Genomic DNA, 23,894 nt, shown 5'->3' with positions numbered 1-23,894 from the left:
TGAAATATTCTAATCAGATTGCTGTCAGGCGCTGCCAGATAGCCGAAACGTATTTGACCTGATGACGGGCGTCCGCCAGAGCGTTGTGCTGATCACCCTCAAAAGGGATTTCATAACGAGAGTTCAGCCCAACAGCTTTGCCCAGTTCGACGACGGTACGCACGTCACGGTAGTTCCAGTGCGGGATCGGGAATGGCGTGTCGGCCAGTTCGAATGCTGCCTCCAGAAGTGAACAATCAAACGAACTACCATTCCCCCAGAGCTGAACAGTCCTCGAGCCGTTAGCCGCGTTTTCAGCAATGAAGTCGAGGAACAGCTCCAGTGCCTCCAGCAGACCGACCGTATCATCCACCACGATTGCAGATCTGGCTTCCGATGATTGCTTCAGCCACCAGAGGATGGTGCTGGCGTCCGGCCTGGCACCGAAGGACATCGACGATTCGAGGTTAATCACCTGGTAAAATTCAGCGCCGGTTTTCCCGCTGGACGGGTCAAAGAATACGGCCCCGATTGAAACGATCGGCGCGCCCGGCTTTTTGCCCATGGTTTCGAGATCCACCATCAGGTGCGTGAACATGGTTTTCGTGTTTGAGGTATCAGGGCCCAGCTCCTCTTTCAGACCCGATTCCATCGCTGCATAGGTTGCGTCTCCAGCCACGGCGCCACAGTCTGGGCAGCCACTACAGCCGGTGCAAACAGTCTCAGCTACGGCATCTGTTTGCGGATCAGCTGCATCAGCGCTTTCGCCTGGTGGAACCGCGCCAATATTTTCTCCTTCCGTCGGGTCAGTCTCTTCCATCTGCACATCGCTGGTGGTCTCCTCATTAACCGATGAACGGTCATCATTTTCTGATTGTTTTTCGTTCATCAGGTCATCGATGGCGAATACGCCTCCGCCGAGGTTCGCGACCTGCGGCTGACTGTTGGCCTCATCCGCACGACGGCGTGCTCCCTCTTCACGTACGCGTTTCAGGTTTTCCTCGTGAGTGCAGAGGGGGGCTCGAGAAGATTTTTCATCTGCAGGATTGATGGTTATTTCATTCACAACCGGAGCGGCGGAGGCTGCTTGGATCGGCAGCAGTTCGGTTGCAGAATTAAATTCAGCCGTCATTGTCCGGTTAACGAACTCAAGGTGAGCAGCAGGCGTCAGGTGGATATTCTCCGGCGCGATGCGCACCAGGTTGAAGATGGCCGCGCGGTTCACTGCCAGAACGCCGGGCTGGTTGCGCAGGATTTTGCTCCACGATTTCCATGGCTCTTCCTTTTTCGCGATGATTTCTTTGGCGCGGCGTGCGATGCTCACCGGAATTTCACGATAGTTGAAGTCCATCGGCAGCAGGGCGCTGGCGATCTCCAGATCGAGGGTTTCCAGAGTGTGATGCGCGCCTTCACCGCGATCAGTTACATACCCGCCGTCGGCATTGGTGCCAGCGTCGGTGCGCTGCACGAGGTTAATGCGGTTACCGGCAGCCCATTCACGCGTCAGGATCCCACGGTCGATATATGGGGTAGCTACCCAGGCCTTTGTGAACTGCAAAAGCAGGCCCAGCTCATGGCGCTTATCCATGCTGAACACTTTGCGAATTGCGTTCGTGTAACGCCACAGGTCTTTGGTATCGAAAGCCTTAACTTCCGGGAAATTTTCAGCGGCGAGCAGCAGATCCTGGATATAACCATTATCCGTATCCATTTCCAGCGCGTGCAGTTCCGCATTCTCGCTGCGGGTGATGTGGTGGCGCAGTTCGTCCACCGTCAGCTGGGCCAGCAGCTGTTTGCGGAATGGCATTTTGCAAACGGGGTAGTGGGCTCCTCCGGTATCGTGTTCGCTGATCTGCAGGCCATGTTCATAAAGGGGTTTAGGGGCCTCATCCCTGGCTGGAAGCTTGCCGCTCTTCCAGTCCTCAACCAGCTGATTGCGATCTTCGGCTTTAATCCAGCCCGACATGAAGGCAGCCAGCAGCGCGGATTCGTGTTCTTTGTCCTGCGGGAAAACGTCTTTGACGGCCTGCACCAGTTTCCACTCAGCATGCAGGCTGAGATCGCCAATATCAGCAACGTCATTTTTGGCCTGCAGCATGTTCTGGAAGTAAGCATTCACCTCATCGGTCGCCAGTTCGTTGGCGACAATCTGCTGCTCCTGGCTGATCTCCGAAAGGTACTTGTCACCCAACAGATGGACGGCGAAGCGGACAGCCGGGGTGCGATTTTCAAGCAGGGAGGTGTTGTCGGCGACTGCTGTGTCAGTAGAAGTTACAGGCGCGGCAGGCAGATCTGCATCGCTGGTGACCACCGGGGTGGGGGTGGTTTCACCCTGAGTTGCGGCGCCGGGGATCACCTTCCAGGTGCGCTGGTCGTCGGCCAGGGTGTAGCGCTTGCAAAACTCAAAGCAAACAACGCCTTCTTCGGGCAGATCATCCACAACCGGCATGTCTGTACGGATCGGCTTGAGGTAGTCTTTCCCGCGGCCAGTTTCAATGCCTGCATCTTCGAGTGCAACATCCAGTGCAAGATTGGCGCGGGCTTCTGTTTTAAATGTCCCCCAGTAGACGGCGTCAGGTTTGCCTGATTTTTGGGTAGCCTTAATATGATTAAAAAATTCCATCTTGGAGCCTCGTTTGGGTGTAAGATACCCAACAGCTAATGAGCGCTGCTTAGGTAGTGGTCATTGGTCAAAACTCGATTCCGGAAAGCTTTGGTCGGCTGACCGGGTACTTAACCCGCCTTGCGCGGGTTTTGTGCTTATTGGGCGCCGGGCTTATTCGCCAGCTGAGAGATAAGCACTCCATCAAGTGCATCAAGCACCGGGTCGAACGTGGTATTCGACGGGATCTTGCTGACTGCGCGGATGACTGCTGAAACTGAGATATCACCTTCACGAAGGCTATATCCGCCGCCCGGGCCTCTGTGCGAGGTGACCAGCTTGCCGCTGCGCAGTCGCTTAAAAATTTGCTCCAGGTAGGAAACTGAGAGCTTCGATTCTTTACTCAGTGTGGCGAGGGGCACTGGCTTGCCGCAGTAGATTCTTTCCAGAACCGCAACAGCCTGGACAGACGCCATGACTCGTTTCATTCCAAATTCCATGGTCTATCCCTTCACCGGATCCCGGCCGTAGCCAGGGTTATCTTCAATGGCATCCTGCAGAACCTGAATCGCTTCGCCGTATGGAAGGGTCAGTGCCAGCTTAATCGCCGTCCCGAACGTCTCCGCTACCAGTTCAAACTTCTGAGCCAGGCGGTTCGCTTCCTCGGTCTGCTCCTCCACTGCCTCCATTTCAAACTGGTGCTCCTGCCAGACTTCATCCATAACGTCTTCTTCAACTTCACCGCGCAGCGCTTCTTTAACTTCAAGAACAGGCAGGATGCCGATTAACTCCTCTGCCGGTGCGGTGCTGTATCGCAATGCCAGTTCGTTCGCTGACATAAATCCTCCGGAAAAAAGGCCCGCCACGTGCGACGGGCAAAGAGAACTTTTCCAATTTAACCAGAACAGGTCATCGACTCCTGTCTGGTTGAGATGGCGGGATTACCATCACGATGCCATGTGCACCTGGCATCAGGCTGGCAACAGCCATTGGTCGAAACTCGATTAAAAATGTAACGCTGGCTGTTGGTCGTCAGCCGGTTTGTACGGGTAACACTGTCCTTTCACGTGCTGCTCTGCGGCAGCTGCTTCACAAACCGCCTCGGTGTTATAAACGCCGAGCATGATGTCTGAGCATTCCCCCGTGAGGGCGCAGACGGTAACGATTAAGGCGAAAAACGAGGTCATGCGTTGAGCTCTGGATTACCTTTCTGCGCCATGAAGTAGCAGAACTTGCGGATCAAGACTTCAACGATGTTGAGGCGAATAGCCTGCTGTCTTACTGGGTTACGTGCGTAGTCGATCATGGTTATCTCCTTGTTGCCCTTTGCGTCTGGCCGACGGAACGGTAAAGCCTGCTGCGCGTTAGTTTTTGTCATCTCATCCGGTGTTTCATATGCCGCCGGCAGCTACTGCGTGGGCGTCCTGCCTTGATGACTGAATTTGTGAAATCAGACTACAAATAAATTTGTCATCAGTCAAATTGATTATGACATATTTTATTTCAATGATTGTTTTAGAAGAGGTTTTAGGTTGGCGAGATACAAAAAAAAAGCCGCTAAAAGCGGCGTTTTTGTTCTGTCTTAGTCTTTGTTCGGCGTCGGTTCTATTTTTCTTTTGCTCAAGAACTCTGCCATAAATCTATCGAGCTCTTCGAGACGATCACTAGCCAACTGAACGAAGCGTGTTTGCTCTACCTCTGGGAGTTGATCAAACACCTCTAACAAAGCAGCCTGCTTTTCAGTTAACACAGTTTTGCTGGCTGTAGTGGCCTTAAGTTGAGCCTCTTCTTCATCAGTCATAAAGAACCAATACAGAGGTTTTCCAAGGGCTTGAGGGAATAATGCAAGCTTTTCCTTGCGAGGAAAGTTACCTGTATTGCACCAGTTACTGACTGTTTGAGAATTGACGCCAACTCTCCTGCCTAACTCAGATTGAGATATGCCAGCTTCCTCAAGAGCTCTTAATAGTCGTTCTTCGAAGTTCATATTCGGATCCAAATTAAACCTATCAGCAAGCATACAAAGTTTCTTTTCAGTTGTGACTGATTAAGTTTCTTGACATTGACAAATTATTTATCAATCATGTGATTCCTAAACTGGGAGGAACCATGAACGAAGCTATTCAACAAAAAATTATTTCTTTGTGTGGAAGTCAGTCTGAACTAGCTCGCCGCTTGGGTAAGAATTCGCAGACAGTATCAGTCTGGTTTCGTACTCAAGTTGCCAGCACTGAAGTTCTTAATGCCTGCAGGGCTCTGGACTGGCAGGTAACTCCGCACGAGTTGCGCCCTGATCTCTACCCGAACCCCACTGATGGTTTGCCTCAAAAGGAAGCCTAATCATGCAATCAGTAACGTTTGAACATCTTAACCGACAGAACGCCGCTCCGCTGAAAACTCGGAATCAGATTGAGCATCGGCGCCGGGACTCAACGCGCCATCGCGCGATTCTGTCTGCCGTTCGTGAGTGGGAGGCAACTATCCCGGGCCAGGCGCAGGACGTTGTTACGCAGCTGGTGGCCGAGCAATGGGCCAAGGATGGCGGGCGAGGGATCACTGTGAACAAACAGAACCTTTATCGCTACCTAAAAAACGAAACCAACTCCAGCAAATACACGGGTTATGTCATGCAACTCGCAAACGCGATCAGCGTGGCAATGCCCATTGAGATCGCCAGAAAGCATGGCCTTCGACAGGGTAAAACCGATATCGAGCTGGTGGCCGATGCAATAAAAGAGACCGGCGAGCATCACCAAGCAAAGTTGCTGGGCTTGCCGAACGCGAAGCAAGCGAAGGAGGGTTTTGAAAACCTCCTTGCCAACGCTGCATTGTTACCAGGGGAACTAGCTGGCGTGATGATCGCCCACCTTCAGGCATTAGCACCACTTTTTACGTAATCGAGTTTTGACCAATGACCATACGACCCGGTACGCCGGGCAACAGGAGTAAACATGGCAGCGCTGCCCTATATGCAACTCTACATTGCTGATTACCTGGCGGACACCATGCATCTGTCTACGGAAGAGCACGGCGCTTACCTGCTGCTGATGTTCAATTACTGGCAGACAGGTAGACCCATCCCTAAAAACAGGCTGGCGAAGATCGCTCGCGTGTCGGATTCGCGCTGGGCTGAGCTTCACACCGTTCTTGCAGAGTTCTTTGAGGATGATGGCGAAAGCTGGATCCACCTGCGGATTGAGCGCGATATCGAAACAGTGCTCACTTCCCCTCGCGGGAAAAAATTGCCCGGTGGAGATTCACTGAAGGGTTTTAACGGTTATGTCTATTTTATCAAAAACCCCGCCTCGGGATTGATAAAAATTGGTTACTCCAAAAATCCATGGGCGCGTCTTTCCGAACTACGTAGGAACTACGGTAGTGAATTGGCCGTAGTAGCTACGATAAAGACCGTAGAAAAATCGGAAACCACAATCCACGCCGCCTTTGACCAGTATCGGGTTGAGGGTGAGTGGTTTACTGAAAGCGAATGTATTAAAGCGGTCATTTTGGCTGTTGTAGCAGGGGAAATAACGACTGTAGATGCTACGCGTAGCTACGTAGATAACTACTGTAGTGCTCCTACGGCTACTACAAATACAGATCCAGATAAAGATACAGATCTAAAAGAAAACCCCTCTCTTAGCGCAGGAAAAAATAAAAATTCAGGAGGGGTGATACCACCAACTGAATCAACACCACCGCGATATCTGGATGGCCTTGATGAGCCGATCGGCAAATTCACAATGACCAGCGTGTGGCTGCCATCCAGAGATTTTCGCCAGCGCGCTGCGATGTGGGGGATCGCATTGCCTGAACCTGTTTATCTCCCGACAGAGCTTGCAGAGTTCGCATCGTACTGGGAATCCGAAGGGAAAGTATTCACGCAGGTCCAGTGGGAACAGAAATTCGCACGGCACATCGTGCTGGTGAGATCCAAAAAACAACCGGAAACCGGAGGTAAGGACAATGCAGGAGTTCGGGGAGAGCCTACAGCATCCAGGGCTGTTCAGCAGATTCAGTCAGCCCACGCAAAGTGGAGACGCCGCAATGGACTTGATGGCGACGGAAACGGCCTGGCACCTGTGGCAGGTCATGGGGGAAATATTCTCGAACCGGTGGACGCAGAAGAATGGGGCCGAACCTTCGGCGCTCTGGATAGCCCAGATAGGTTCGATGACTGAAAAGCAAATCAAGATGGTCTGCCAGCAGTGCATGGAGCGCTGTGCAGGTGGGAACACGTGGCCGCCGGATCTGGCTGAGTTCGTATCGCTCGTTTCAGAAAGTGGCGCAAACGCCTTCGGCCTTACGTCCGACAGTGTCATGGGTGAGTATCGCCGCTGGCGCAATGAGTCCTATCGGTTTTCAGGCAGCGACAAATATCCGTGGACGCAGCCGGTGCTGTATCACATCTGCATTGAGATGCGCAGAACGGGCGTGGAGCGTCAGATGACCGAAAGTGAGCTTAAGAAACTGGCGGAAAAATTGTTAACGAAATGGAGTAAGCATGTCAGTAACGGCCTGTCGGTACCGCCGATTCGCCGCCAGCTTGCAGCACCGCAGCACCCGGCAGGGCCAACTCCGGCGCAGCTGCTTATGGAAGAGTACAAACGCCGCAAAGCGGCAGGTTTAACCAACTAAATCGAGTAATGACCAATGACCAAACCATTAACCCAGAAAGACCAGGTGGCGATTTTTGTGCGCTATCAGCCGAACTGCGCCGTCGGCGATGTTTCCGAAGCGCTGGATATGTCAGGTGCAACAGCAGGCAGACTGCTTCGCGAGCTGAGTGACGATGGGGTGATCACCCGATCCCGCAACAGCGTTCAGTACATCTACACGGCGGTGCCGCACGCCGATATTCCGGATGCAATACTCCCGTGCATGGAGGAGAAAAGCGACCCGGTGAAGATGCAGGCGGCTGAGCAGAAAGCGAAGGCGCTGGAAGAAAAGGGGCTATGGCGTCGCGCCGCAGCGGTGTATTCGGACATGTTCGGGATCGCCTGCAGTGCTGTCGAAGTTGCCCGGATCGCCAAACGGCGTAAAGAGTGCCTGCGCATGTCGGGGAGGGCTTAACTGATGCCGAGACCAAAAACTCACAGGGAGCGCACCCTGTTTATCGCCTGGATTATCGAGATGGTGAAAAAGCATGGCCATGCTACGACCAATGACGTAGTCGCCATGTTCGGCCTGCACCGCAATACTGCCGAGAAATACATCCGGGCTGCCGTGAAGCAGGGCCATCTTATTCGCCACGGACGCTGCGGCGTCTTTCGCGACCAGCGGGCAGTTATTGACTTTGACATGGAGCGTTACACCCATCGTATGACGGCGAATGAAACTAAAGCTTGAGAATTAACTATCACCAAGCCGCCCGGAAAGGATTTTTAGGGCGGCTATAAGCGAAGAGCGGACGTTCGCTAAATCTTGAAATCATTAGGAATGTGCGAAGGCACATAGATCTCCATGCTCGCTTCCAAAGTAGCGTTATCTACTCTCTAAAGAGAATATGCGGATTTGAGGGGTATTTACAGGTATTGCGATATAGTAATCAACGGGGCGCAGGCTAGTTTAATGGGATAACAAAAAGGGCAGGAAATTCTGCCCTAAGTTAATATCCTTGAATTATTCGACTAGAAATCTTGTGCTGAATTTCTAATTTCAAACATTCGCGATAAACATTAGACCGAGTCTGGAACAGTAATTAAAAATTGGGGTTGATACGTGCTGATACCCCAGCATGCTCTTTTAAGAGGTAGAGAAGTCCACCTCCATCTATGAGTTCGATTGGTTTGTCTTCGCAGAAACGATATGCATCTTTACCGTATTGACTTGTACACACCAGAATACCTTTGTTAGCACCTTCATTCATCATTGTTCCATAAAGATCTCTTACAGAACTAACACCGACAGTGTCTTTATATCTCTTAGCCTGAATCACCACTTTGCCACCGAGTATCGGGCGTGTGTCGAATGCCACCGCATCAACGCCACCGTCTTTTGTACCTCTGGTGAGTTTGGTATCTAGTCCCATTTGGGTGAAAAGATTTGATACTAATACCTCAAATTCTGACGGTGAAAGTTCCATAAGGTTTGGTCGTGTTTCAAGGGCAGATAAAGCATCACCTTGTTCAATAAAGCGTTTATCAACCATGTTGAATTCGATAATAGGCTTTACTGCCTGAAGTTCATCTGGCCGCCCTGAAACTTGTGCACCTAAACTTCTAAGGCATGCACTCTTTTCGACCCTTTCGAGTTTTATTTGCATAAAATCGTCCTTGTAAGCACGGGCAGATACTAATGTGACTTTAGTGTCATGCCCGCTTGTAGGATCGATCGTTTCGATTACACCGTTAAAAAGAACTGATGTTAAAGCAGATGCCTTGTCAGCTTCGAAAAGCTCATGCATTGTGCGGAGTGTGATCGCGGCGATTATGTTTTGATAGAGTTCTTTGATCTCGCCAATCTTTCGCGCCTTGGCATCAATGGCATCTCTCGTTTTGACATATCTGTATTCCAACTCGCGCGGTACTATTGCAATATCAGGTAAGTTGTATTCAACCAACAACTCCTTACTGTCAGGTAAATAGGCCAACCTAAAGGCTTGTGGGAAGCCGTTCTCAGGATATTCAGACCGTGTCAACACCATTTCGCAATATGCCAACACGCTGTCAGGATCGCAGTTGAGGTAGTCTTGCTCAAACAGGTCAACTTCGTCGTGCTGACTTTTTATTTCTTCGAGGTAAGCAGTTCTTCGGGCCTGATAATCAGCAACTAAAGCATCAAGCTCAACTTTCTGGCTTAAAAGTTTAATTGAATGATCTTCCTTACTTTTATTGAAAGATTCTTCTGCCTGCTGCAATTCTCGATAATATCTGTTCTTTACCCACGGGAAAATAGTCTTCCATGCAGCTGGAGCATGCACAACTTTTATCTCTGGCTCCGGGTCTGGTAAGAGATGCTTAGGTGTTTTGAAGTCTTCGAATTTTGGGTGTTTTTTCAGCGCCGAAAAATCAATTGAATCATCAAATTCGAGAGTATGTTCCAGAAGTGTTGAAAGCGCGGAAATAGTCTCGTTCAGCTCAGCGTTAAGATCGGAAACTTCATCTTGACGTTCTTCCAAATACATGGCTTTTGCTAACTTATCAGCCTCCTTTTGCTCGCGAAGTCTCTGAGCATTATCACGTTTTATTTCGCGCTCTATTCGGCGAGCCTCGGCAAACTGATGGCGCTCTGCTCTCTTACGCTCACGCTCTGCTGCTGCTACGGCTCTGCCTGTAGCACGTATAAAACCTTCAAATCCTGATCTCCGTCCCATCCCAATCCCCAACATAAAGTTCAGTTTGCAACAAGGGAAGTTGCCTCAAGCAACCGTCCATCTAATTAACCTGTAATTAATCTACTTTATTAGCACCAACTCAATCTATAACATTTTAAAAAAGCAATTAGCCCACATCTTAAAATATGCAGGTTTCTTTTCGCTTATCCAATCAACGGAGTGCTGGTCATGATCACTAACTGATTGAGTGCTGTTTTATCAACGTCCGCTTCTGGCACAAAACGGAAGTTACTCTTCCCTTGTAAGCGGGACTCTGTTGGGGCGTATTGAACTTTACAGACTTAAACGAGCGCTTTGCACACAGTGCGGCAAGCGGGCTTATGCTCTCATTTTTCATAATTCTTATCGGCATTTTGTGTGCCTAAAGCATTGATCAAAACGGCCCATAGGTATACTGTGTATTCATACAGTTAATGCAGCGGAGGCTATTATGAGAGTTGAGTTAAGCATTGATAGAACTAAAGAACTTCCTAAGGGCGCTGTCCCGGCTCTGGAAAAAGAACTGTTAACACGACTGCAGGATCAGGTAGGCGATTGCACCCTGGTTATACGACGAACAGGCTCAGATGGGTTAAGTGTTCTGGGCGGTGAAAAGGACGCGAAGAAGAAGGTAGAAAAGATCTTCCAGCAGACCTGGGAAAGCGCTGACGACTGGTTTTATTAATTCAGCATGTAATTAGTTTCCTGGGTGGAAGGGGAGGTTTGGTGAAACAAAAAGAAGAATTTCCAAAAAAGGGTTATGCAGTCATCAGATGTCACGATGGGGTTATCGTTGCACGACTGCACTCATTTCCTGAATGTGACCGTGCGCTGATGTACAGGCGAGGTGATGTGGTGTCGTTTACGCCGCTTCTGGATGATGAGATTGTAGGGTCGCCAACTCTCTTTACGCAGATGCTGGAGCGGGCAGGTTACCGTGTTTCGCTTAATTCTGTTAAACTCCCGTCATAGGCCTGAACAACCTATACCTGCTGCGCCACTGGAGAGATACCATGGCGCAAAAACCTTCCAAACAAGCACTTAAACTGGTTCCTTTCGGAATCAGCGATTTCTTTTTGCCTGCGCACTTACTGGTGACGGCATGAAGAAAACTAGCTTCATTCACACCCAGCTCACGACGAAAGAAGTGGACGAGCTCGAGGCCCGCTATCGCGCTAATGACGTGCGGACTGTGCGCAGCCTTGATTTCGATCTCATCCACTGGACGCTCACCGCTTATCTGCCCGAGGCAAACAGAGCCCCGCGTCAGGATAAGACCTTCCAGCAAAAGCTCTGGAGGGAATCGTGAAGACCTACAACATCACCCCGATGGGCAAACCCAGAATGACCAGGGCGGATAAGTGGAAAAAGCGCCCGGAGGTTCTCCGGTACCGTGCATTCTGCGATCACGTTCGGCTGCTGGGCGTCGAACTGCCGGAAGCAGGCGCGCACATTACGTTCATCCTCCCGATGCCCCCGAGCTGGAGCAAGAAGAAGCGCCAGGAGATGGCAGGGAAACCGCACCAGCAGAAACCCGACAAAGATAACCTGGAGAAGGCCCTGATGGATGCCATCTATGCGGATGACGCCCATATCTGGGATTCCCGCGTGACGAAGCGCTGGGGTGAGTTAGGGCAGATCATCATCGGGGTGATCGACTGATGCGCGCCTTGCTGAAACCGGTTATTGCCCGGGAGCTGGGCGTTGTGCTGCTGAAGCCGGGCAGCGAGCTGATGCCCATGTTCATCTCAGGGCGCGTGCTGGTGGAGAGCCAGCCTGCCAGCATGGCCAGCTTTGAGACCGGGCGAGTGCCAGACCTTCGCCAGCCGCTGGCGGCCAACCCGGCGCTGCGTCCGTTCTTCCTCCACGAAAAGGTGATCACCGCTGCTGGTGGGCTGGCTGGCCTGGAATACTGGTTGCTGCGCCACGGCGGCGGCACCTGCCAGTACCAGCACAGCAATTACCACTATCACGAACTGACCACCATGCGGCACGAGCCCGGCGCGATCCTTCTCTGTGGCCACTGCGACAACCGGCTGCGCGAGCAGTACACCGAACGTCTGGCGGAACTGGCGCGTCAGAACGTCATCGACTGGGTGCTGGACATCGCCCGAGTAGCGCTGGCGCTCGACAAAGCCCGTGAACTATCACTGGCTGAATTGTGCTGGTGGGCTGTTCGTGCCGGTGTCACCGACGCGCTGCCTGAATCCGTTGCCCGAGATGCATTGCGCCTGCCGGCGGAGAAACAAACGTACCGCGAGAGCGAGATCGTACCGTCGGTACCGGCCACCAGCATCATCGCCGACAAGGCCCGCGCGCTACCTGCAGCACCTGCAACACCTGCAGGCGCTCCACCAGCCATTAAGCCAGTTGTGGGCGTGCTTGTGGATCCAGAATCACCGCAGACCCTGATGAAGCGGCCAAAGCGGACCCGTTGGGATAAACCCAAATACCTGGCATGGGTTAAGACACAGCCCTGTGAGTGCTGCGGCAGACCGTCAGATGATCCACACCATCTCATCGGCTGGGGCCAGGGAGGCATGGGAACGAAGGCGCACGACAGTCTCGTGATCCCCCTGTGCCGCCAGCACCATACCGAACTACATAACGATCCGGTGAAATTCGAGCGTAAGCACGGTACTCAGCCGGAAATGATAATCAGAGTGCTGGACCGGGCCTTTGCGCTCGGCGTTCTGGCTTAAGGAGCAGTACAGGATGACACCACGTCAACGCCGCATTCATATCGAAGGTCTGGGTAAAGCAGCTGCAGCACCGAGGAAAAGTTACCTCGGGAAGTTCACGCCTCTTAAAAGTGTTCAGTCTGCCTGGATCAAATCCTTGCTGACGGTCTGGGGGGAATGCGTAGGCGGTAAAACCCGCGCGCAATACCGCCTGGAGAACTGCAGCCAGTTCTGGTCTGAGGTAAAGCAATCAGAGTGGTCAGACACTCAGCTTACGCGCATTACTGAGGCGCTGGGGCAGGCAAGGGAAGAGGGGTTCCGTGGCGTACAGGCAGCATTGCGCGCCCGGTCCATTCTGTGGCCGGTAACCCTGTCTGAATTGATAGAAGAGAGCGAGCGCCATGATGATGCCGACTTTATCGAACAGATCATGCTGAAAACCTTTGACCAGCGCGATCCGGTTTATGTGGTCGGCCTGCAGTTTTACACCACCCGCAAGAAGATATCCGACATCACCCGGGAATTGCAGCACGTGGCCCCCTGGCTTACTGACGGAGAAGCGCGTAAGCGGGTGCGCTGGTGCCTTGAAATCTTCCAGGCGAAGGTATTTCTGGCTGTTCGCCGACAGATAGAAGCCGAGCAAAAGTGAGATGTATGTTAAATATTTTTAAGAAGGAGTTGAAAACGGGCCAGAAAAATGAATAATCCATTCATGCTTGGCAGAGCTGCGCCACGATGGCAGCGACGAAAAGCCTTTATCAAACAAATTCTGAAACCTCGCTTTGGCGGGGTTTTTTATTGCCTGCATTCCCCATCCCGTCGCTTGGGAGAGTGCTATAATGATCTTGAAACATAATTAGAGTGACGCGGGCAAACGCCCAATGTGTATACAACGGCATTTACGACCAGCATTCACTGCTGGTCTTTTTTTTCCGCCATTAGCTCAACCGGAGAGAGCACGGAGCTTCTACCTCTGTGGTTCGGGGTTCGAATCCTCGATGGCGGACCATTGCATCGCTTCATTCTTAATTAAGTATTTCTCACACCAGCCCGTAACCACAATGGCTAGACTCTCCTCACAGTGAGGGAGGGAATGGCATGATAGAGGGATTTTACTGGATACAGCACAATGGCAGAGTTCAGGTTGCCTACTATACCCATGGAGAAACGGAAGATCTTGAAACGGGTAAGACCGTAATCGGTATTTGGCACCTGACGCAGGGTGATCCCATTTGTGATGACGGCGAAGCAGAAGTTCTGGAAGGTCCTCTTACACCATCATGATCTCGTCGGTCGTTCCGGGTTTGATGAAGGTGGTCGTTATTCGAATGCGTTCCCTGTAATTACAATTTAGGCGAATTTGGAATAACGCTCCTATTAACTGGCATCATCGCACTCCTGTAACCAGACTTAGTTTTCTGCTTACGACTGAAAGGAGCGAACTATGCCAGTTAACCATGCTGAATGCATCGAAGCCTGCTACAAATGCGCGGCTGCCTGTGATTATTGTGCTGCTTCATGTCTGAAAGAAGAACAAGTGGATATGATGCGTGAGTGCATAAGACTCGATATGCAGTGCGCGAATATTTGTCGGCTCGCAGCGCAATTTATGACCTTTGATAGTGAATTTGCCAGATCGCTATGCCGGGTCTGCGCAGAAGTCTGTCAGAAATGCGGTGAAGAATGTGGGAAGCACGAAGCAGAACATTGTCAGAAATGCTCTGAAGCCTGCCTTCGTTGTGCAGAAGCGTGCCGCTCGATGGCTTAATGGAGCTTTCTCCCAGTTTTCTGTTTGAGCATCGACACTTAGAATTCTGACAAATTTTTGCTATGGTTATGAGTCAGGTGAATCCCCCTATGCGGCGGGGCAATCCAGTTAACTGCTAAGTGCAGATATGCTTGCGGCTCGTATAACTGGTAACGAGTCACCGGGAGGCACCCGGCACCTGTCTTATTCTCCATTTCTGAGTTAAATATCGCCTGCTAGTAAAGCAGGCTTTTTTATATGCGCTTCGTTAGTAGTGCTATTATTTAATCGTGAACCAAGCCATAACCATTAACCGGACATCCTGACCGGCCAGTATCGCTGCTCGACACAGCTACTATTTGGATGATGGCGACGTATCACGCCTACCTACTTAAATTTCCAACTCATTTAGGCCTGCGTAAAAGCGGGCCTTTTTTTATTTCAGGTTCCCGGAACCCCCCATCAATCGTCTTGTCGTTAATTCGTCCGGAGAGCCTGATCCCTATCCACACTACACCCGCGAACCAGCGAGGTGAGAGAAATGTCCCGTATGAGCAAACTTGTCACCGGAGTCGCCCTCGGCACCTCAGGAGGAACCATCCTGAACGGCGTCCTCACAAAACTGAGCCCTGACGAATGGAGCGCCATCGGCGTACTGGCTGGTATTGCCGGGATCATCGTTACAGGGCTCATTAACTGGTACTTCAAACGCAAGGTCGCCAATGCACAGGTAAAGGCGCTTGAGAAGTATGGCCCAGCAGTCAAAGTCGGAGATGATTAAATGCCAATGACCAGTAGCCTGCGTAACAAACTCATCGCCGCTGCTGGTGGCGGTGCAATGCTGATCGCCTCGCTGTTTCTCGGTGGGCAGGATGGTGTCGAAGGGCGGAAGTATGAAGCCTATAAAGACGTCGCCGGGGTGTGGACTGTCTGCGATGGCCATACGGGCCGGGATATCGTAAGAGGGAAGAAGTATACCGATCGCGAATGTGACCAGCTGCTGTGGGAAGACCTCCAGCCAGCCAAGCGAACGGTAGATAACCTGGTCAAAGTACCGCTGGGCGAATATCAGCGTGCTGCACTTTACAGCTTTGTTTTTAACGTTGGGTCTGATGCGTTCTCTAAGTCCACGCTGCTGCGCAAGCTGAACAAAGGCGATCACGACGGAGCGTGCGAAGAGATGCGGCGCTGGGTTTACGCTGGTGGCATGAAGTGGAAAGGCCTCCAGAACCGAAGAGAGATGGAGCGATCGATGTGCCTGGCGGAGAGTAAACATGACCTCTAAAGCCTGGCTGATAATCGGCGTGGAACTGCTTTTATCCTTCTTTGTTATTTATTTTCTGATTGGCCAGGTAGGCAATGAGAAGAAGCGTGCTGACAACGCCGAACAAAACCTGAAACTGGCGAACTCCACCATCACCGATATGCAGGTGCGCCAGAGTGATGTTGCTGCGCTCGATGCCAAATACACTGGAGAACTGCGGGATGCAAAAGCCACTATCGATCAGCTTGAGCGCGATGTTGCTTCTGGCAAGCGTCGGCTGCAGCTCAACGCCAGATGCACCACGAACGGAACGACCACATCCTCCGGCATGGATGATGGCACCGGCCCCCGACTTACTGACTCCGCTGAACGGGATTATTTCACCCTCAGGGAGCGAATCGAAACCGTCAACAAGCAACTGAGCGGTCTGCAGGCGTATGTGCGCGAGCAGTGCCTTAACTAACGAGGAAGATATGAGCGAAGCAAAACCGCAGGATGGAAGCACCGTAAAGGGGTACCGCACGTTAACACCTGGCGACATTGAGCGTATGAACCGCCTGAAAGGAGTAAGCCGCCATTTCTGCAGCCTGCTCGATACCGAACGCGGAGAGCTGCTGGCTGTCCGTCATGGGCCAGCAATGCTGAACACTGAGCAGGCACGTGAGATTGATGACGCTATACACAGCCTGTCTATTGCCCGCACTAAAATGCAGGAAGCCTGTATGTGGGCTTGTCGTGCTGTTGCCCGGCCTGACGCTGACTGTTAGCCATTCCAAAGCTCATCTGCGGATGTGCTTGATAATGGGAAAAGAAGCCCTCAAAGGAAGGGAATCCAAATTCTTTTGAGGGCATGCAAATGCATATTCGTTACACCTTGAATTTAGCAGCGTGACATTAAGTGGGTATGGGAAGTTTCCCATAAGCGAAGCTGCCAGGTTGGAGTGTTCAGCCACATCAAAAAAACAGTGAGCCACTGGGCTGGTGGTTCTCTATTGCTATCACCATGGGCAGACCCATCGTAATGGCTACAGGGGATAAATCGAAAATATACCCTATAGGGAATAAACCACAGCCTCGCTCACGCGGGGCTTTTTTATTGGAGCCAACAATATGCCTGCAGCTATCCCTCGCGCCTGTCGTAAGCGCGGGTGCTCCGGCACCACCACTGACCGTTCCGGCTACTGCGAAACCCACCGTAACGAAGGGTGGCAGCAGCATCAGCGCGGCCTGAGCCGCCACCAGCGTGGCTACGGCAGTAAGTGGGACATCATCCGTGCCCGCATCCTTAAGCGTGATCGACACATCTGCCAGCAGTGCCTGCGCAACGACAGACCTCGTCCGGCTGAAACCGTCGACCATATCATCCCGAAAGCTCACGGCGGCACAGACGAAGACAGCAATCTCGAATCGCTGTGCTGGCCATGCCATAAACGCAAGACCTCGACGGAGAGAACCCGATGAGCTATACGCGTTGCACCTACTGCGGATCGACGCTGCACACCGTAGCGAATTGCCCAAAGACATGGGGTGGCTCAGCCCGCCGTGCGAACCTGCGCTGCGGCTACTGCGGTCAGTCGGGCCATAACTCCAGCGCCTGCCCGCACAATGCCAGTAGCGCGCGGCGCCGCAACCTCAGTGATGACTTCCATCTTGACTGATGTAATGCGAAATGATTTCAAACTTAATCATTTTGATGTGAATGATATTGATTATCACTACCGGGGGAGGGCGGGTCAAAAGTTCAGGCCCCTGCCTGCTAAGGACCGCCGCCTAACCTCTTTTCGCATCGCCGCAGGTTAGAAAACTTTTTTATGGGGTCCCCCATCCGATGATTAATAGGAGTTTTCGATTATGTCAGGACCACCGAAAACCCCGACCCATCTGCGTCTGGTGAGGGGTAACCCATCAAAACGTCCGATCAATAAAGACGAGCCGCAACCCCCGGCAGGGGTACCCCCAACTCCGAAGCATTTCGACAAGCAGGCGAAGTACTGGTTTAAGCGAATGGCTGAAGAGCTTGATGCCGTCGGCGTCGTTTCTCAGCTGGACGCCCGTGCACTCGAACTGCTGGTCGAGGCGTACACCGAGTACCGGCACCACTGCGACACGCTGGAGATCGAGGGGTATACGTACCGGACTGAAACGCAGACCGGGGATGTGCTGATTAAAGCGCACCCGGCGGCAATCATGAAGGCAGATGCCTGGAAGCGTCTCCGTGCCATGCTGGCCGAGTTCGGCATGACGCCTGCCAGTCGGTCGAAGGTCAGCACCAAAACGCCGGATGCGGTTGATCCGCTGGCTGAGTTCATGAAAGCGAGGGATTAATGGCTAAGGTTGCAGAGGGTATCCGCTACGCCGAGCGCGTCGTGGCGGGGGAGATTATTGCCTGTGAGTTTGTCCGGCTGGCATGCCAGCGTTTTCTGGACGATCTGAAAAACGGCGAGGCGCGTGGGATCTTCTTCAGCGAACCCAGGGCGCAGCACATCCTGAATTTCTACAAATTTATACCCCATGTTAAGGGCGCGCAGGCCGGTCAGCCCATCGACCTGATGGACTGGCATATTTTCATTCTCATCAATATCTACGGGTTTGTGATCCCGCTGGTGAACGAGGAGACCGGCGACGTGGTGCTGCGCAACGATGGCAGCGGCCGCCCGGTTATGGTGCGGCGGTTCCGCACCGCTTACAACGAGGTGGCGCGTAAGAATGCGAAATCCACACTTTCCTCCGGCGTCGGCCTGTATATGGCAGGTGCAGATGGCGAGGGCGGCGCTGAGGTTTATTCGGCGGCCACAACCCGCGACCAGGCGCGTATCGTGTTTGAAGATGCCAAAAACATGGTGAAGAAAGCGAAAGCGACACTGGGCCGCCTGTTTGAGTTCAACAAGCTGGCGATCTACCAGGAGCAGAGCGCATCGAAGTTCGAGCCCCTTTCCAGCGACGCGAACAACCTGGACGGCCTGAACATCCACTGCGGCATTGTCGACGAGCTGCACGCCCATAAAACTCGTGACGTCTGGGACGTGCTGGAGACAGCAACCGGTGCGCGCCTGCAGTCGCTGCTGTTCGGCATTACCACCGCCGGCTTTAATAAAGAAGGCATCTGCTATGAGCTGCGCGATTATGCCATCAAGGTACTGCGCGGTTTCAACAGCGATGTGGAAGGAGCGGTTAAGGACGATACCTTCTTTGCCATCATCTACACCTTGGACGAAGGCGACGACCCTTTCGATGAAACGGTCTGGCAGAAGGCGAATCCGGGCCTCGGCATCTGCAAGCGCTGGGACGATCTGCGTCGCCTGGCGAAGAAGGCCAAAGAGCAGGTGTCCGCCCGAGTTAACTTTTTCACCAAACACATGAATATCTGGGTTACGGCAGAGTCTTCCTGGATGGACATGCTGAAGTGGGAAAAATGCGAACTCATCGCGCCGGCACATGAACTGAAAACCTATCCGCTCTGGGTGGGGGTCGATCTGGCGAACAAAATCGATATCTGCGCCGCGGTAAAAGCCTGGCGTTCTCCCGACGGGCACGTTCACACTGACTTTAAATTCTGGCTGCCGGAAGGGCGGCTTGAGAAGTGTTCCCGGCAGATGGCCGAGCTCTACCGCAAATGGGCGGAACTGGACAAGCTCATCCTGACCGACGGGGATGTGATAGACCACGCACAGATCAAGGAAGAACTTCAGGCGTGGGTGGCCGGTGAAAGCCTGAAAGAAATCGGTTTTGACCCGTGGAGTGCCACGCAGTTCAGCCTGGCGCTTGCCGAGGAAGGCCTGCCTCTGGTGGAGGTTCCACAGACGGTCCGTAACTTCTCCGAAGCCATGAAGGAAGTCGAGGCGCTGGTTTACGGTGGACGGCTCCATCACAGCAATCACCCGGTGATGAACTGGATGATGTCGAATGTGACGGTTCGGCCGGATCGTAATGACAATATCTTCCCCAACAAATCGACCCCGGAAGCCAAGATTGACGGCCCGGCGGCGCTGTTTACCGCAATGAGCCGTCTGCTTGTTAACGGTGGCAACGACCAGCAGGACCTGAGTGGATTCTTTGACAACCCCATCATGGTAGGTTTCTGATGAAGAAAAGTAAGCAGCCGGGCAAGGTAAAAAGCGCCTTGCTCAACTGGCTGGGCGTGCCCATCAGCCTGACTACCGGAACGTTCTGGCAGGAGTGGTATGGCACGAGCAGCAGCGGCAAGGTGGTCACGGCAGATAAGGCGATCCAGCTTTCGGCCGTCTGGGCCTGCGTCCGGCTCCTGAGCGAGTCGGTGTCCACGCTGCCGGTAAAGATTTACACCCGACAGGCTGATGGCTCGCGCAAGCTGGCGCAGAACCATCCGGTATACCAGGTGCTTTGTCGCCGTCCGAATCTGGAAATGACGCCGTCGCGCTTTATGTTGATGGTGGTGGCCAGCATCTGCCTGCGCGGAAATGCCTTTGTCGAGAAGCTGTTTATCGGCAGCAAGCTGGTGTCGCTGGTGCCACTGCTGCCCCAGAACATGGTGGTGAAGCGGCTTGATACCGGGCGGCTGGAATACACGTACACCGAGGATGGCAAGAAACGCGTTATTCCCGAAAAGAACCTGATGCACATCCGTGGGTTCGGCCTCGATGGTGTCTGCGGCATGATGCCGATGAGGACGGGTCGGGATGTAATCGGCTCCGCGATGGCGGTTGAAGAATCTGCTGCAAAGATTTTTGAACAGGGCCTGCAAAGCTCCGGGTTTCTCTCATCGGACAATGCGCTGGACGAAGATCAGCGGGAAAGACTTCGCGGTTATATGGCGAAGTTTACCGGTTCCAAAAACGCCGGAAAAATCATGGTGCTTGAGGGCGGCCTGAAATATCAGGGGGTCACCATGAACCCTGAAGATGCTCAGATGCTGGAAAGTCGCTCATTCAGTATTGAGGAAATTTGCCGCTGGTTCCGCGTGCCGCCGTTTATGGTCGGGCATACATCAAAGCAAAGCAGCTGGGCGTCGAGCCTCGAGGGAATGAACCTCCAGTTCCTGACGCATACGCTGCGCCCGCTGCTGGTGAATATTGAGCAGGAGATCTCCCGCTGCCTGCTGAACGGTGAAGAGGACCTCTTTGCCGAGTTCTCAGTAGAAGGCCTGCTGCGCGCAGACAGCGCTGGCCGGGCGGCGTACTACACCAGTGCGCTGCAGAACGGCTGGATGTCCCGCAACGACGTGCGCCGTCTGGAGAATATGCCACCTATCGAGGGCGGCGATATTTACACGGTGCAGCTCAACCTGACCCCACTCGATGATCTTAAGCAGAACAGCCAGGCTGCACAGGCATTCGCGCTGCGGCAGGTCCATAACCACGTATTCCCTGATATTCCCTTCGAACAGTCACCGCTGAAGAAAGCGGCTTAGGAGCATCCATGACCATTAAAAGCCTTCCGGCTGCGCCGGAGGGGCGGCCTTTTGCGCGCGAAAAACCTGATCTGCCGGCTGCGGCAATGGAGCGCTGGAACGGTGGCATCCGCGCCGCCCGCGAAGGTGACAACAGCATTTCCATTTTCGACGTGATCGGCGCTGATTACTGGGGAGAAGGTGTAACGGCCAGCCGCATTGCGGGTGCGTTGCGCTCGCTCGGTGGTGCTGACGTGACGGTTAACATCAACAGCCCCGGCGGCGACATGTTCGAGGGGCTGGCCATATACAACCTGCTGCGAGAATACGACGGCAAAGTAACCGTGAAGGTGCTTGGCCTGGCGGCATCGGCAGCATCGATTATCGCGATGGCCGGTGATGACGTGCAGATCGGACGAGGCGCTTTCCTGATGATCCATAACTGCTGGGTCTATGCCATGGGCAATCGCCACGACCTGGCGCAGATCGCTACGGATATGGAGCCGTTTGATAAAGCGATGAGCGATATCTACCAGGCGCGCAGCGGTCTTGATGCCGACACCGTCGATGCAATGATGGACGGCGAAACCTATATCGGCGGCAGCGAAGCGGTGGAAAAGGGCTTTGCTGACAGCCTCCTCTCAGCTGATGAAATTGCTGACGACGACGACAGCCCGGCAGCGGCGCTGCGCAAAATTGATGCCCTGCTGGCCAAAACCAGTACGCCGCGATCGGAGCGGCGAAAACTCCTTAAAGCCTTATCCGGCAGCAAGCCAGGCGCTGCTGCCACCCCTGAAGGTACGCCGAGCGCTGCCACCATCGAAAACGAAACTATTGACCGACTGGAAGCCGCGCTCAGCGGCCTGAAAGCGGCTGCCCAGTAAAACGGAGATGTTATGTCTGATGTAAATGAGATTCTGAAAAAAGTCAGCGCCAGCATTGAAGAGGCGACCGGCAAATTCAATGCCAAGGCAGAAGAAGCTCTGAAAGAAGCTAAGAAAAATGGCGAGCTGTCAGCGGCAACCAAAGATACTGTCGACAAAATGGCAGTGGAATTTAATGCCCTGAAAGATGCTGAGAAAACGCTTAAGGCGGCGCTCGGCGAACTTGAGCAGCAGGTTGCTCAGATGCCGCTGGCGAATGCTGCAAAGGTGATCGAGACCGTTGGCCAGACCGTTATCAGCAGCGAAGCACTGAAAGCGTTCGCGGCAAGCGTTGAAGGCGGGAAGCGCGTCAGCGTTCCGGTGAATGCTGCGCTGATCTCCACTGACGTGGCAACCGGCGTGGTTGAGCCGCAGCGCCTGCCGGGTATTGATACCGCGCCGAAGCAGCGCCTCTTCATCCGGGATCTGATTGCGCCGGGCCGCACCTCTGCACCGGCCATCTTCTGGGTGCAGCAGACCGGATTCACCAATGCGGCGAAAGTCGTGCCGGAAGGTACCGCCAAACCGTACAGTGATATTCAGTTCGCCACGCAGATCACTCCGGTGACCACCATCGCGCACATGTTCAAGGCGTCCAAACAGATCCTGGATGATTTTGCACAGCTGCAGTCCACTATCGACGCTGAAATGCGTTACGGCCTGAAATATGTCGAAGAGCAGGAGATTCTCTTCGGCGATGGTACCGGCGCGCACCTGAAAGGCATCGTCCCGCAGGCGTCTGCTTATGACGCTGCCTTTACCGTTGAGCAGCAGAACGGCATCGATGATCTGCGCCTCGCAATGCTGCAGGCGCAGCTGGCGCGCTTCCCGGCTTCCGGCCACGTCCTGCACTTCATCGACTGGGCGAAGATTGAACTCACCAAAGACACGCTGGGCCGCTATATCCTGGCGAACCCGGCGGCCCTGACCGGGCCAACCCTGTGGGGCCTGCCGGTGGTGGCGACCGAAGCTGCCGCATTCCAGGGCAAGTTCCTTACCGGTGCATTCAACGCCGCTGCCCAGCTGTTCGACCGTGAAGATGCCAACGTGGTGATCTCCACTGAGAACGCCGACGACTTCGAGAAAAACATGATCTCGATTCGCTGCGAAGAGCGCCTGGCGCTGGCGGTGAAACGCCCGGAAGCTTTCATCTACGGATCCTTCACTGCACCTGCTGCTGGTGGCGGTGCGTAATCCTTAACGGCGGCCTGCGGGCCGCTTTTCTTTTTCCTCAAAGGAGGCAGTCATGAAGCTGATCGCTATCAAGCCCATCTACTTTGAAGGCAACGTGCTTACTGAAGGCACCGGGTTTGAGACGCTGGAACAGCACGGCCGCGACCTTGTGGCCAGCGGTTACGCTCAGGAGCCTGGCGAGAAAAAGCCGGAACCTGAGAAAGACCCGAAGCCGAAAGGAAATGGCAAGACCAAATAAGGAGCGGGCATGCTGACCAAAGAGCAGGTTAAAACACACTGCAGGATCGATACCGACAATAATGCGGAAGATGGCTGGATTGAAACCAGCATCAAAGGGGCGACCCGGTACGTTCAGAGCTGGACCCGCCGCCGGCTTTACGAAAATGCAGCGGATCCACTATACCAGCTTGACCCTGACGGACTGCTTTATGGTGAAGATATCGAGATGGCCATGCTGATGCTTATTGCGCACTGGTACGCAAACCGGGAAGCAGTAATCACCAGCGGTACCTCTTCAACCGTTGATCTGGCCGTTGAATCGTTGCTTCAACCGTACCGTATTTATGGTGTCTGAGGGCAATTTATGACCTGCAGTGGATGCGCCGCCCGGCGCGAGTGGCTAAAAAAATGGATGAAAATCGCCTATGAACGAGCAACAGGTAAGCCAGCTGCTGGCAGCAATGGCAGCCCAGACAGTAGCGATGAACCGACTGGCGGAGTCAAACGAGGCTCTGGCGGCGGTGATCTACCAGTCAATGGTAGTAGAAGAGAGTGATGCTGAACTTCCACAGCATACTTATCTCAGCGGCAAGCCAAGGGGGTGA

General features: G+C 53.3%; 35 protein-coding genes and 1 tRNA gene. 29 read left to right on the top strand and 7 right to left on the bottom strand.

The window, feature by feature from the left end:
- Positions 1 to 13 precede the first annotated feature (13 nt).
- The 6 genes from B3X29_RS08675 to B3X29_RS08650 all read right to left on the bottom strand — a co-directional run bounded on the left by B3X29_RS08675 (position 14) and on the right by B3X29_RS08650 (position 4,568).
- Complete coding sequence (locus tag B3X29_RS08675; protein ID WP_290522162.1) at positions 14 to 2,602, bottom strand: exonuclease; 2,589 nt, start codon at positions 2,600 to 2,602, stop codon at positions 14 to 16.
- A gap of 137 nt (positions 2,603 to 2,739) precedes the next feature.
- Positions 2,740 to 3,081: an Rrf2 family transcriptional regulator gene (locus B3X29_RS08670; RefSeq protein ID WP_032617597.1), complete on the bottom strand. Its 342-nt coding sequence runs from the start codon at positions 3,079 to 3,081 to the stop codon at positions 2,740 to 2,742.
- 3 nt (positions 3,082 to 3,084) lie between these two features.
- Positions 3,085 to 3,420 carry a hypothetical protein gene (locus tag B3X29_RS08665; RefSeq protein WP_039028967.1) on the bottom strand — a complete coding sequence of 112 codons (336 nt, stop codon included), beginning with the start codon at positions 3,418 to 3,420 and terminating at the stop codon, positions 3,085 to 3,087.
- A 165-nt stretch (positions 3,421 to 3,585) separates the two neighbouring features.
- On the bottom strand, positions 3,586 to 3,768 hold the full coding sequence (locus tag B3X29_RS08660; RefSeq protein WP_032651367.1) for a DUF1482 family protein: 183 nt from the start codon (positions 3,766 to 3,768) through the stop codon (positions 3,586 to 3,588).
- Positions 3,765 to 3,887, bottom strand: a complete 123-nt coding sequence (locus B3X29_RS08655) for a hypothetical protein (RefSeq protein ID WP_256369318.1) — start codon at positions 3,885 to 3,887, stop codon at positions 3,765 to 3,767. The genes B3X29_RS08660 and B3X29_RS08655 overlap by 4 nt, the downstream gene beginning before the upstream one ends.
- Before the next feature lie 276 nt (positions 3,888 to 4,163).
- A complete protein-coding gene (locus B3X29_RS08650) occupies positions 4,164 to 4,568 on the bottom strand; it encodes a helix-turn-helix domain-containing protein (protein WP_032617649.1) in 405 nt (134 codons plus the stop codon).
- 122 nt (positions 4,569 to 4,690) lie between these two features.
- On the opposite strand from B3X29_RS08650, the gene B3X29_RS08645 reads away from it, so the two are divergent.
- The 6 genes from B3X29_RS08645 to B3X29_RS08620 are packed head-to-tail and all read left to right on the top strand — an operon-like array spanning position 4,691 to position 7,930.
- The gene (locus B3X29_RS08645; protein ID WP_072010774.1) at positions 4,691 to 4,921 is read left to right on the top strand and encodes a transcriptional regulator; all 231 of its coding nucleotides are present in this window, start codon (positions 4,691 to 4,693) and stop codon (positions 4,919 to 4,921) included.
- A gap of 2 nt (positions 4,922 to 4,923) precedes the next feature.
- Positions 4,924 to 5,478 carry a toxin YdaT family protein gene (locus B3X29_RS08640; protein WP_032617602.1) on the top strand — a complete coding sequence of 185 codons (555 nt, stop codon included), beginning with the start codon at positions 4,924 to 4,926 and terminating at the stop codon, positions 5,476 to 5,478.
- Between the two features lie 54 nt (positions 5,479 to 5,532).
- Positions 5,533 to 6,762, top strand: coding sequence for a DUF1376 domain-containing protein (locus B3X29_RS08635; protein WP_072250885.1), 1,230 nt, complete (start codon positions 5,533 to 5,535; stop codon positions 6,760 to 6,762).
- Positions 6,674 to 7,219 (top strand): replication protein P, encoded by a 546-nt coding sequence (locus tag B3X29_RS08630; RefSeq protein WP_224214518.1) that lies wholly within the window; start codon positions 6,674 to 6,676, stop codon positions 7,217 to 7,219. Before B3X29_RS08635 ends, B3X29_RS08630 begins: the two co-directional genes overlap by 89 nt.
- Before the next feature lie 15 nt (positions 7,220 to 7,234).
- A complete protein-coding gene (locus tag B3X29_RS08625; protein WP_032617605.1) occupies positions 7,235 to 7,654 on the top strand; it encodes a PerC family transcriptional regulator in 420 nt (139 codons plus the stop codon).
- A 3-nt stretch (positions 7,655 to 7,657) separates the two neighbouring features.
- Entirely contained in the window at positions 7,658 to 7,930 is a 273-nt protein-coding gene (locus B3X29_RS08620; RefSeq protein ID WP_032617606.1) for a DUF977 family protein, read from the top strand.
- Positions 7,931 to 8,282: 352 nt separating this feature from the next.
- Here B3X29_RS08620 and B3X29_RS08615 read toward each other — a convergent pair whose 3' ends face one another.
- Complete coding sequence (locus B3X29_RS08615; protein ID WP_032617651.1) at positions 8,283 to 9,896, bottom strand: restriction endonuclease; 1,614 nt, start codon at positions 9,894 to 9,896, stop codon at positions 8,283 to 8,285.
- Between the two features lie 451 nt (positions 9,897 to 10,347).
- On the opposite strand from B3X29_RS08615, the gene B3X29_RS08610 reads away from it, so the two are divergent.
- The 23 genes from B3X29_RS08610 (at position 10,348) to B3X29_RS08500 (ending at position 23,894) form a co-directional block, all read left to right on the top strand.
- A complete protein-coding gene (locus B3X29_RS08610) occupies positions 10,348 to 10,581 on the top strand; it encodes a DinI-like family protein (RefSeq protein WP_032617607.1) in 234 nt (77 codons plus the stop codon).
- Positions 10,582 to 10,622: 41 nt separating this feature from the next.
- Positions 10,623 to 10,868, top strand: a complete 246-nt coding sequence (locus B3X29_RS08605; protein WP_072010775.1) for a hypothetical protein — start codon at positions 10,623 to 10,625, stop codon at positions 10,866 to 10,868.
- A 130-nt stretch (positions 10,869 to 10,998) separates the two neighbouring features.
- Entirely contained in the window at positions 10,999 to 11,205 is a 207-nt protein-coding gene (locus B3X29_RS08600) for a hypothetical protein (protein ID WP_032617608.1), read from the top strand.
- The gene (locus tag B3X29_RS08595) at positions 11,202 to 11,558 is read left to right on the top strand and encodes a RusA family crossover junction endodeoxyribonuclease (RefSeq protein WP_032617609.1); all 357 of its coding nucleotides are present in this window, start codon (positions 11,202 to 11,204) and stop codon (positions 11,556 to 11,558) included. The genes B3X29_RS08600 and B3X29_RS08595 overlap by 4 nt, the downstream gene beginning before the upstream one ends.
- Positions 11,558 to 12,598, top strand: a complete 1,041-nt coding sequence (locus B3X29_RS08590; RefSeq protein ID WP_032617610.1) for a DUF968 domain-containing protein — start codon at positions 11,558 to 11,560, stop codon at positions 12,596 to 12,598. Before B3X29_RS08595 ends, B3X29_RS08590 begins: the two co-directional genes overlap by 1 nt.
- A 13-nt stretch (positions 12,599 to 12,611) precedes the next feature.
- On the top strand, positions 12,612 to 13,226 hold the full coding sequence (locus B3X29_RS08585) for a hypothetical protein (RefSeq protein ID WP_032617611.1): 615 nt from the start codon (positions 12,612 to 12,614) through the stop codon (positions 13,224 to 13,226).
- Between the two features lie 283 nt (positions 13,227 to 13,509).
- Positions 13,510 to 13,586, top strand: a tRNA-Arg gene (locus B3X29_RS08580).
- An 89-nt stretch (positions 13,587 to 13,675) separates the two neighbouring features.
- Positions 13,676 to 13,861, top strand: coding sequence for a hypothetical protein (locus B3X29_RS08575; protein WP_032617612.1), 186 nt, complete (start codon positions 13,676 to 13,678; stop codon positions 13,859 to 13,861).
- 160 nt (positions 13,862 to 14,021) lie between these two features.
- On the top strand, positions 14,022 to 14,345 hold the full coding sequence (locus tag B3X29_RS08570; protein ID WP_072010776.1) for a four-helix bundle copper-binding protein: 324 nt from the start codon (positions 14,022 to 14,024) through the stop codon (positions 14,343 to 14,345).
- A 529-nt stretch (positions 14,346 to 14,874) separates the two neighbouring features.
- Positions 14,875 to 15,105: a class II holin family protein gene (locus B3X29_RS08565; protein ID WP_168192050.1), complete on the top strand. Its 231-nt coding sequence runs from the start codon at positions 14,875 to 14,877 to the stop codon at positions 15,103 to 15,105.
- A gap of 6 nt (positions 15,106 to 15,111) precedes the next feature.
- Positions 15,112 to 15,609, top strand: a complete 498-nt coding sequence (locus B3X29_RS08560; RefSeq protein ID WP_197431848.1) for a lysozyme — start codon at positions 15,112 to 15,114, stop codon at positions 15,607 to 15,609.
- The gene (locus B3X29_RS08555) at positions 15,599 to 16,051 is read left to right on the top strand and encodes a lysis protein (RefSeq protein WP_156654310.1); all 453 of its coding nucleotides are present in this window, start codon (positions 15,599 to 15,601) and stop codon (positions 16,049 to 16,051) included. Before B3X29_RS08560 ends, B3X29_RS08555 begins: the two co-directional genes overlap by 11 nt.
- A gap of 10 nt (positions 16,052 to 16,061) precedes the next feature.
- Positions 16,062 to 16,355 carry a DUF7681 family protein gene (locus tag B3X29_RS08550; RefSeq protein ID WP_290522144.1) on the top strand — a complete coding sequence of 98 codons (294 nt, stop codon included), beginning with the start codon at positions 16,062 to 16,064 and terminating at the stop codon, positions 16,353 to 16,355.
- A gap of 343 nt (positions 16,356 to 16,698) precedes the next feature.
- The gene (locus tag B3X29_RS08545; protein ID WP_290522142.1) at positions 16,699 to 17,049 is read left to right on the top strand and encodes an HNH endonuclease; all 351 of its coding nucleotides are present in this window, start codon (positions 16,699 to 16,701) and stop codon (positions 17,047 to 17,049) included.
- Positions 17,046 to 17,246, top strand: a complete 201-nt coding sequence (locus B3X29_RS08540) for a hypothetical protein (protein ID WP_032617619.1) — start codon at positions 17,046 to 17,048, stop codon at positions 17,244 to 17,246. Before B3X29_RS08545 ends, B3X29_RS08540 begins: the two co-directional genes overlap by 4 nt.
- Before the next feature lie 193 nt (positions 17,247 to 17,439).
- The gene (locus B3X29_RS08535; RefSeq protein WP_164529882.1) at positions 17,440 to 17,913 is read left to right on the top strand and encodes a phage terminase small subunit P27 family; all 474 of its coding nucleotides are present in this window, start codon (positions 17,440 to 17,442) and stop codon (positions 17,911 to 17,913) included.
- Positions 17,913 to 19,670, top strand: a complete 1,758-nt coding sequence (locus B3X29_RS08530; RefSeq protein ID WP_085451494.1) for a terminase large subunit — start codon at positions 17,913 to 17,915, stop codon at positions 19,668 to 19,670. The genes B3X29_RS08535 and B3X29_RS08530 overlap by 1 nt, the downstream gene beginning before the upstream one ends.
- Positions 19,670 to 20,974: a phage portal protein gene (locus B3X29_RS08525; RefSeq protein WP_290522136.1), complete on the top strand. Its 1,305-nt coding sequence runs from the start codon at positions 19,670 to 19,672 to the stop codon at positions 20,972 to 20,974. Before B3X29_RS08530 ends, B3X29_RS08525 begins: the two co-directional genes overlap by 1 nt.
- Positions 20,975 to 20,982: 8 nt before the next feature.
- Positions 20,983 to 21,837: a head maturation protease, ClpP-related gene (locus B3X29_RS08520; protein ID WP_290522134.1), complete on the top strand. Its 855-nt coding sequence runs from the start codon at positions 20,983 to 20,985 to the stop codon at positions 21,835 to 21,837.
- A gap of 12 nt (positions 21,838 to 21,849) precedes the next feature.
- On the top strand, positions 21,850 to 23,070 hold the full coding sequence (locus B3X29_RS08515) for a phage major capsid protein (protein ID WP_114317019.1): 1,221 nt from the start codon (positions 21,850 to 21,852) through the stop codon (positions 23,068 to 23,070).
- A gap of 52 nt (positions 23,071 to 23,122) precedes the next feature.
- Positions 23,123 to 23,308 (top strand): hypothetical protein, encoded by a 186-nt coding sequence (locus B3X29_RS08510; RefSeq protein ID WP_290522130.1) that lies wholly within the window; start codon positions 23,123 to 23,125, stop codon positions 23,306 to 23,308.
- 9 nt (positions 23,309 to 23,317) lie between these two features.
- On the top strand, positions 23,318 to 23,644 hold the full coding sequence (locus B3X29_RS08505; RefSeq protein WP_247866749.1) for a head-tail connector protein: 327 nt from the start codon (positions 23,318 to 23,320) through the stop codon (positions 23,642 to 23,644).
- 70 nt (positions 23,645 to 23,714) lie between these two features.
- A complete protein-coding gene (locus B3X29_RS08500) occupies positions 23,715 to 23,894 on the top strand; it encodes a hypothetical protein (RefSeq protein WP_247866750.1) in 180 nt (59 codons plus the stop codon).

This window comes from Leclercia sp. UBA5076 (genome assembly GCF_002416465.1).
Lineage (GTDB): Bacteria > Pseudomonadota > Gammaproteobacteria > Enterobacterales > Enterobacteriaceae > Enterobacter.
This window is presented reverse-complemented; position numbering and strand designations above follow the sequence as displayed.

Coding starts and splice junctions, on each gene's coding strand:
- B3X29_RS08675 (WP_290522162.1), bottom strand. CDS start 2,602: ATGGAATTTTTTAATCATATTAAGGCTACCCAAAAATCAGGCAAACCT.
- B3X29_RS08670 (WP_032617597.1), bottom strand. CDS start 3,081: ATGGAATTTGGAATGAAACGAGTCATGGCGTCTGTCCAGGCTGTTGCG.
- B3X29_RS08665 (WP_039028967.1), bottom strand. CDS start 3,420: ATGTCAGCGAACGAACTGGCATTGCGATACAGCACCGCACCGGCAGAG.
- B3X29_RS08660 (WP_032651367.1), bottom strand. CDS start 3,768: ATGACCTCGTTTTTCGCCTTAATCGTTACCGTCTGCGCCCTCACGGGG.
- B3X29_RS08655 (WP_256369318.1), bottom strand. CDS start 3,887: ATGATCGACTACGCACGTAACCCAGTAAGACAGCAGGCTATTCGCCTC.
- B3X29_RS08650 (WP_032617649.1), bottom strand. CDS start 4,568: ATGAACTTCGAAGAACGACTATTAAGAGCTCTTGAGGAAGCTGGCATA.
- B3X29_RS08645 (WP_072010774.1), top strand. CDS start 4,691: ATGAACGAAGCTATTCAACAAAAAATTATTTCTTTGTGTGGAAGTCAG.
- B3X29_RS08640 (WP_032617602.1), top strand. CDS start 4,924: ATGCAATCAGTAACGTTTGAACATCTTAACCGACAGAACGCCGCTCCG.
- B3X29_RS08635 (WP_072250885.1), top strand. CDS start 5,533: ATGGCAGCGCTGCCCTATATGCAACTCTACATTGCTGATTACCTGGCG.
- B3X29_RS08630 (WP_224214518.1), top strand. CDS start 6,674: ATGGGGGAAATATTCTCGAACCGGTGGACGCAGAAGAATGGGGCCGAA.
- B3X29_RS08625 (WP_032617605.1), top strand. CDS start 7,235: ATGACCAAACCATTAACCCAGAAAGACCAGGTGGCGATTTTTGTGCGC.
- B3X29_RS08620 (WP_032617606.1), top strand. CDS start 7,658: ATGCCGAGACCAAAAACTCACAGGGAGCGCACCCTGTTTATCGCCTGG.
- B3X29_RS08615 (WP_032617651.1), bottom strand. CDS start 9,896: ATGGGACGGAGATCAGGATTTGAAGGTTTTATACGTGCTACAGGCAGA.
- B3X29_RS08610 (WP_032617607.1), top strand. CDS start 10,348: ATGAGAGTTGAGTTAAGCATTGATAGAACTAAAGAACTTCCTAAGGGC.
- B3X29_RS08600 (WP_032617608.1), top strand. CDS start 10,999: ATGAAGAAAACTAGCTTCATTCACACCCAGCTCACGACGAAAGAAGTG.
- B3X29_RS08590 (WP_032617610.1), top strand. CDS start 11,558: ATGCGCGCCTTGCTGAAACCGGTTATTGCCCGGGAGCTGGGCGTTGTG.
- B3X29_RS08585 (WP_032617611.1), top strand. CDS start 12,612: ATGACACCACGTCAACGCCGCATTCATATCGAAGGTCTGGGTAAAGCA.
- B3X29_RS08575 (WP_032617612.1), top strand. CDS start 13,676: ATGATAGAGGGATTTTACTGGATACAGCACAATGGCAGAGTTCAGGTT.
- B3X29_RS08570 (WP_072010776.1), top strand. CDS start 14,022: ATGCCAGTTAACCATGCTGAATGCATCGAAGCCTGCTACAAATGCGCG.
- B3X29_RS08565 (WP_168192050.1), top strand. CDS start 14,875: ATGAGCAAACTTGTCACCGGAGTCGCCCTCGGCACCTCAGGAGGAACC.
- B3X29_RS08560 (WP_197431848.1), top strand. CDS start 15,112: ATGACCAGTAGCCTGCGTAACAAACTCATCGCCGCTGCTGGTGGCGGT.
- B3X29_RS08555 (WP_156654310.1), top strand. CDS start 15,599: ATGACCTCTAAAGCCTGGCTGATAATCGGCGTGGAACTGCTTTTATCC.
- B3X29_RS08550 (WP_290522144.1), top strand. CDS start 16,062: ATGAGCGAAGCAAAACCGCAGGATGGAAGCACCGTAAAGGGGTACCGC.
- B3X29_RS08545 (WP_290522142.1), top strand. CDS start 16,699: ATGCCTGCAGCTATCCCTCGCGCCTGTCGTAAGCGCGGGTGCTCCGGC.
- B3X29_RS08540 (WP_032617619.1), top strand. CDS start 17,046: ATGAGCTATACGCGTTGCACCTACTGCGGATCGACGCTGCACACCGTA.
- B3X29_RS08535 (WP_164529882.1), top strand. CDS start 17,440: ATGTCAGGACCACCGAAAACCCCGACCCATCTGCGTCTGGTGAGGGGT.
- B3X29_RS08530 (WP_085451494.1), top strand. CDS start 17,913: ATGGCTAAGGTTGCAGAGGGTATCCGCTACGCCGAGCGCGTCGTGGCG.
- B3X29_RS08525 (WP_290522136.1), top strand. CDS start 19,670: ATGAAGAAAAGTAAGCAGCCGGGCAAGGTAAAAAGCGCCTTGCTCAAC.
- B3X29_RS08520 (WP_290522134.1), top strand. CDS start 20,983: ATGACCATTAAAAGCCTTCCGGCTGCGCCGGAGGGGCGGCCTTTTGCG.
- B3X29_RS08515 (WP_114317019.1), top strand. CDS start 21,850: ATGTCTGATGTAAATGAGATTCTGAAAAAAGTCAGCGCCAGCATTGAA.
- B3X29_RS08510 (WP_290522130.1), top strand. CDS start 23,123: ATGAAGCTGATCGCTATCAAGCCCATCTACTTTGAAGGCAACGTGCTT.
- B3X29_RS08505 (WP_247866749.1), top strand. CDS start 23,318: ATGCTGACCAAAGAGCAGGTTAAAACACACTGCAGGATCGATACCGAC.
- B3X29_RS08500 (WP_247866750.1), top strand. CDS start 23,715: ATGAACGAGCAACAGGTAAGCCAGCTGCTGGCAGCAATGGCAGCCCAG.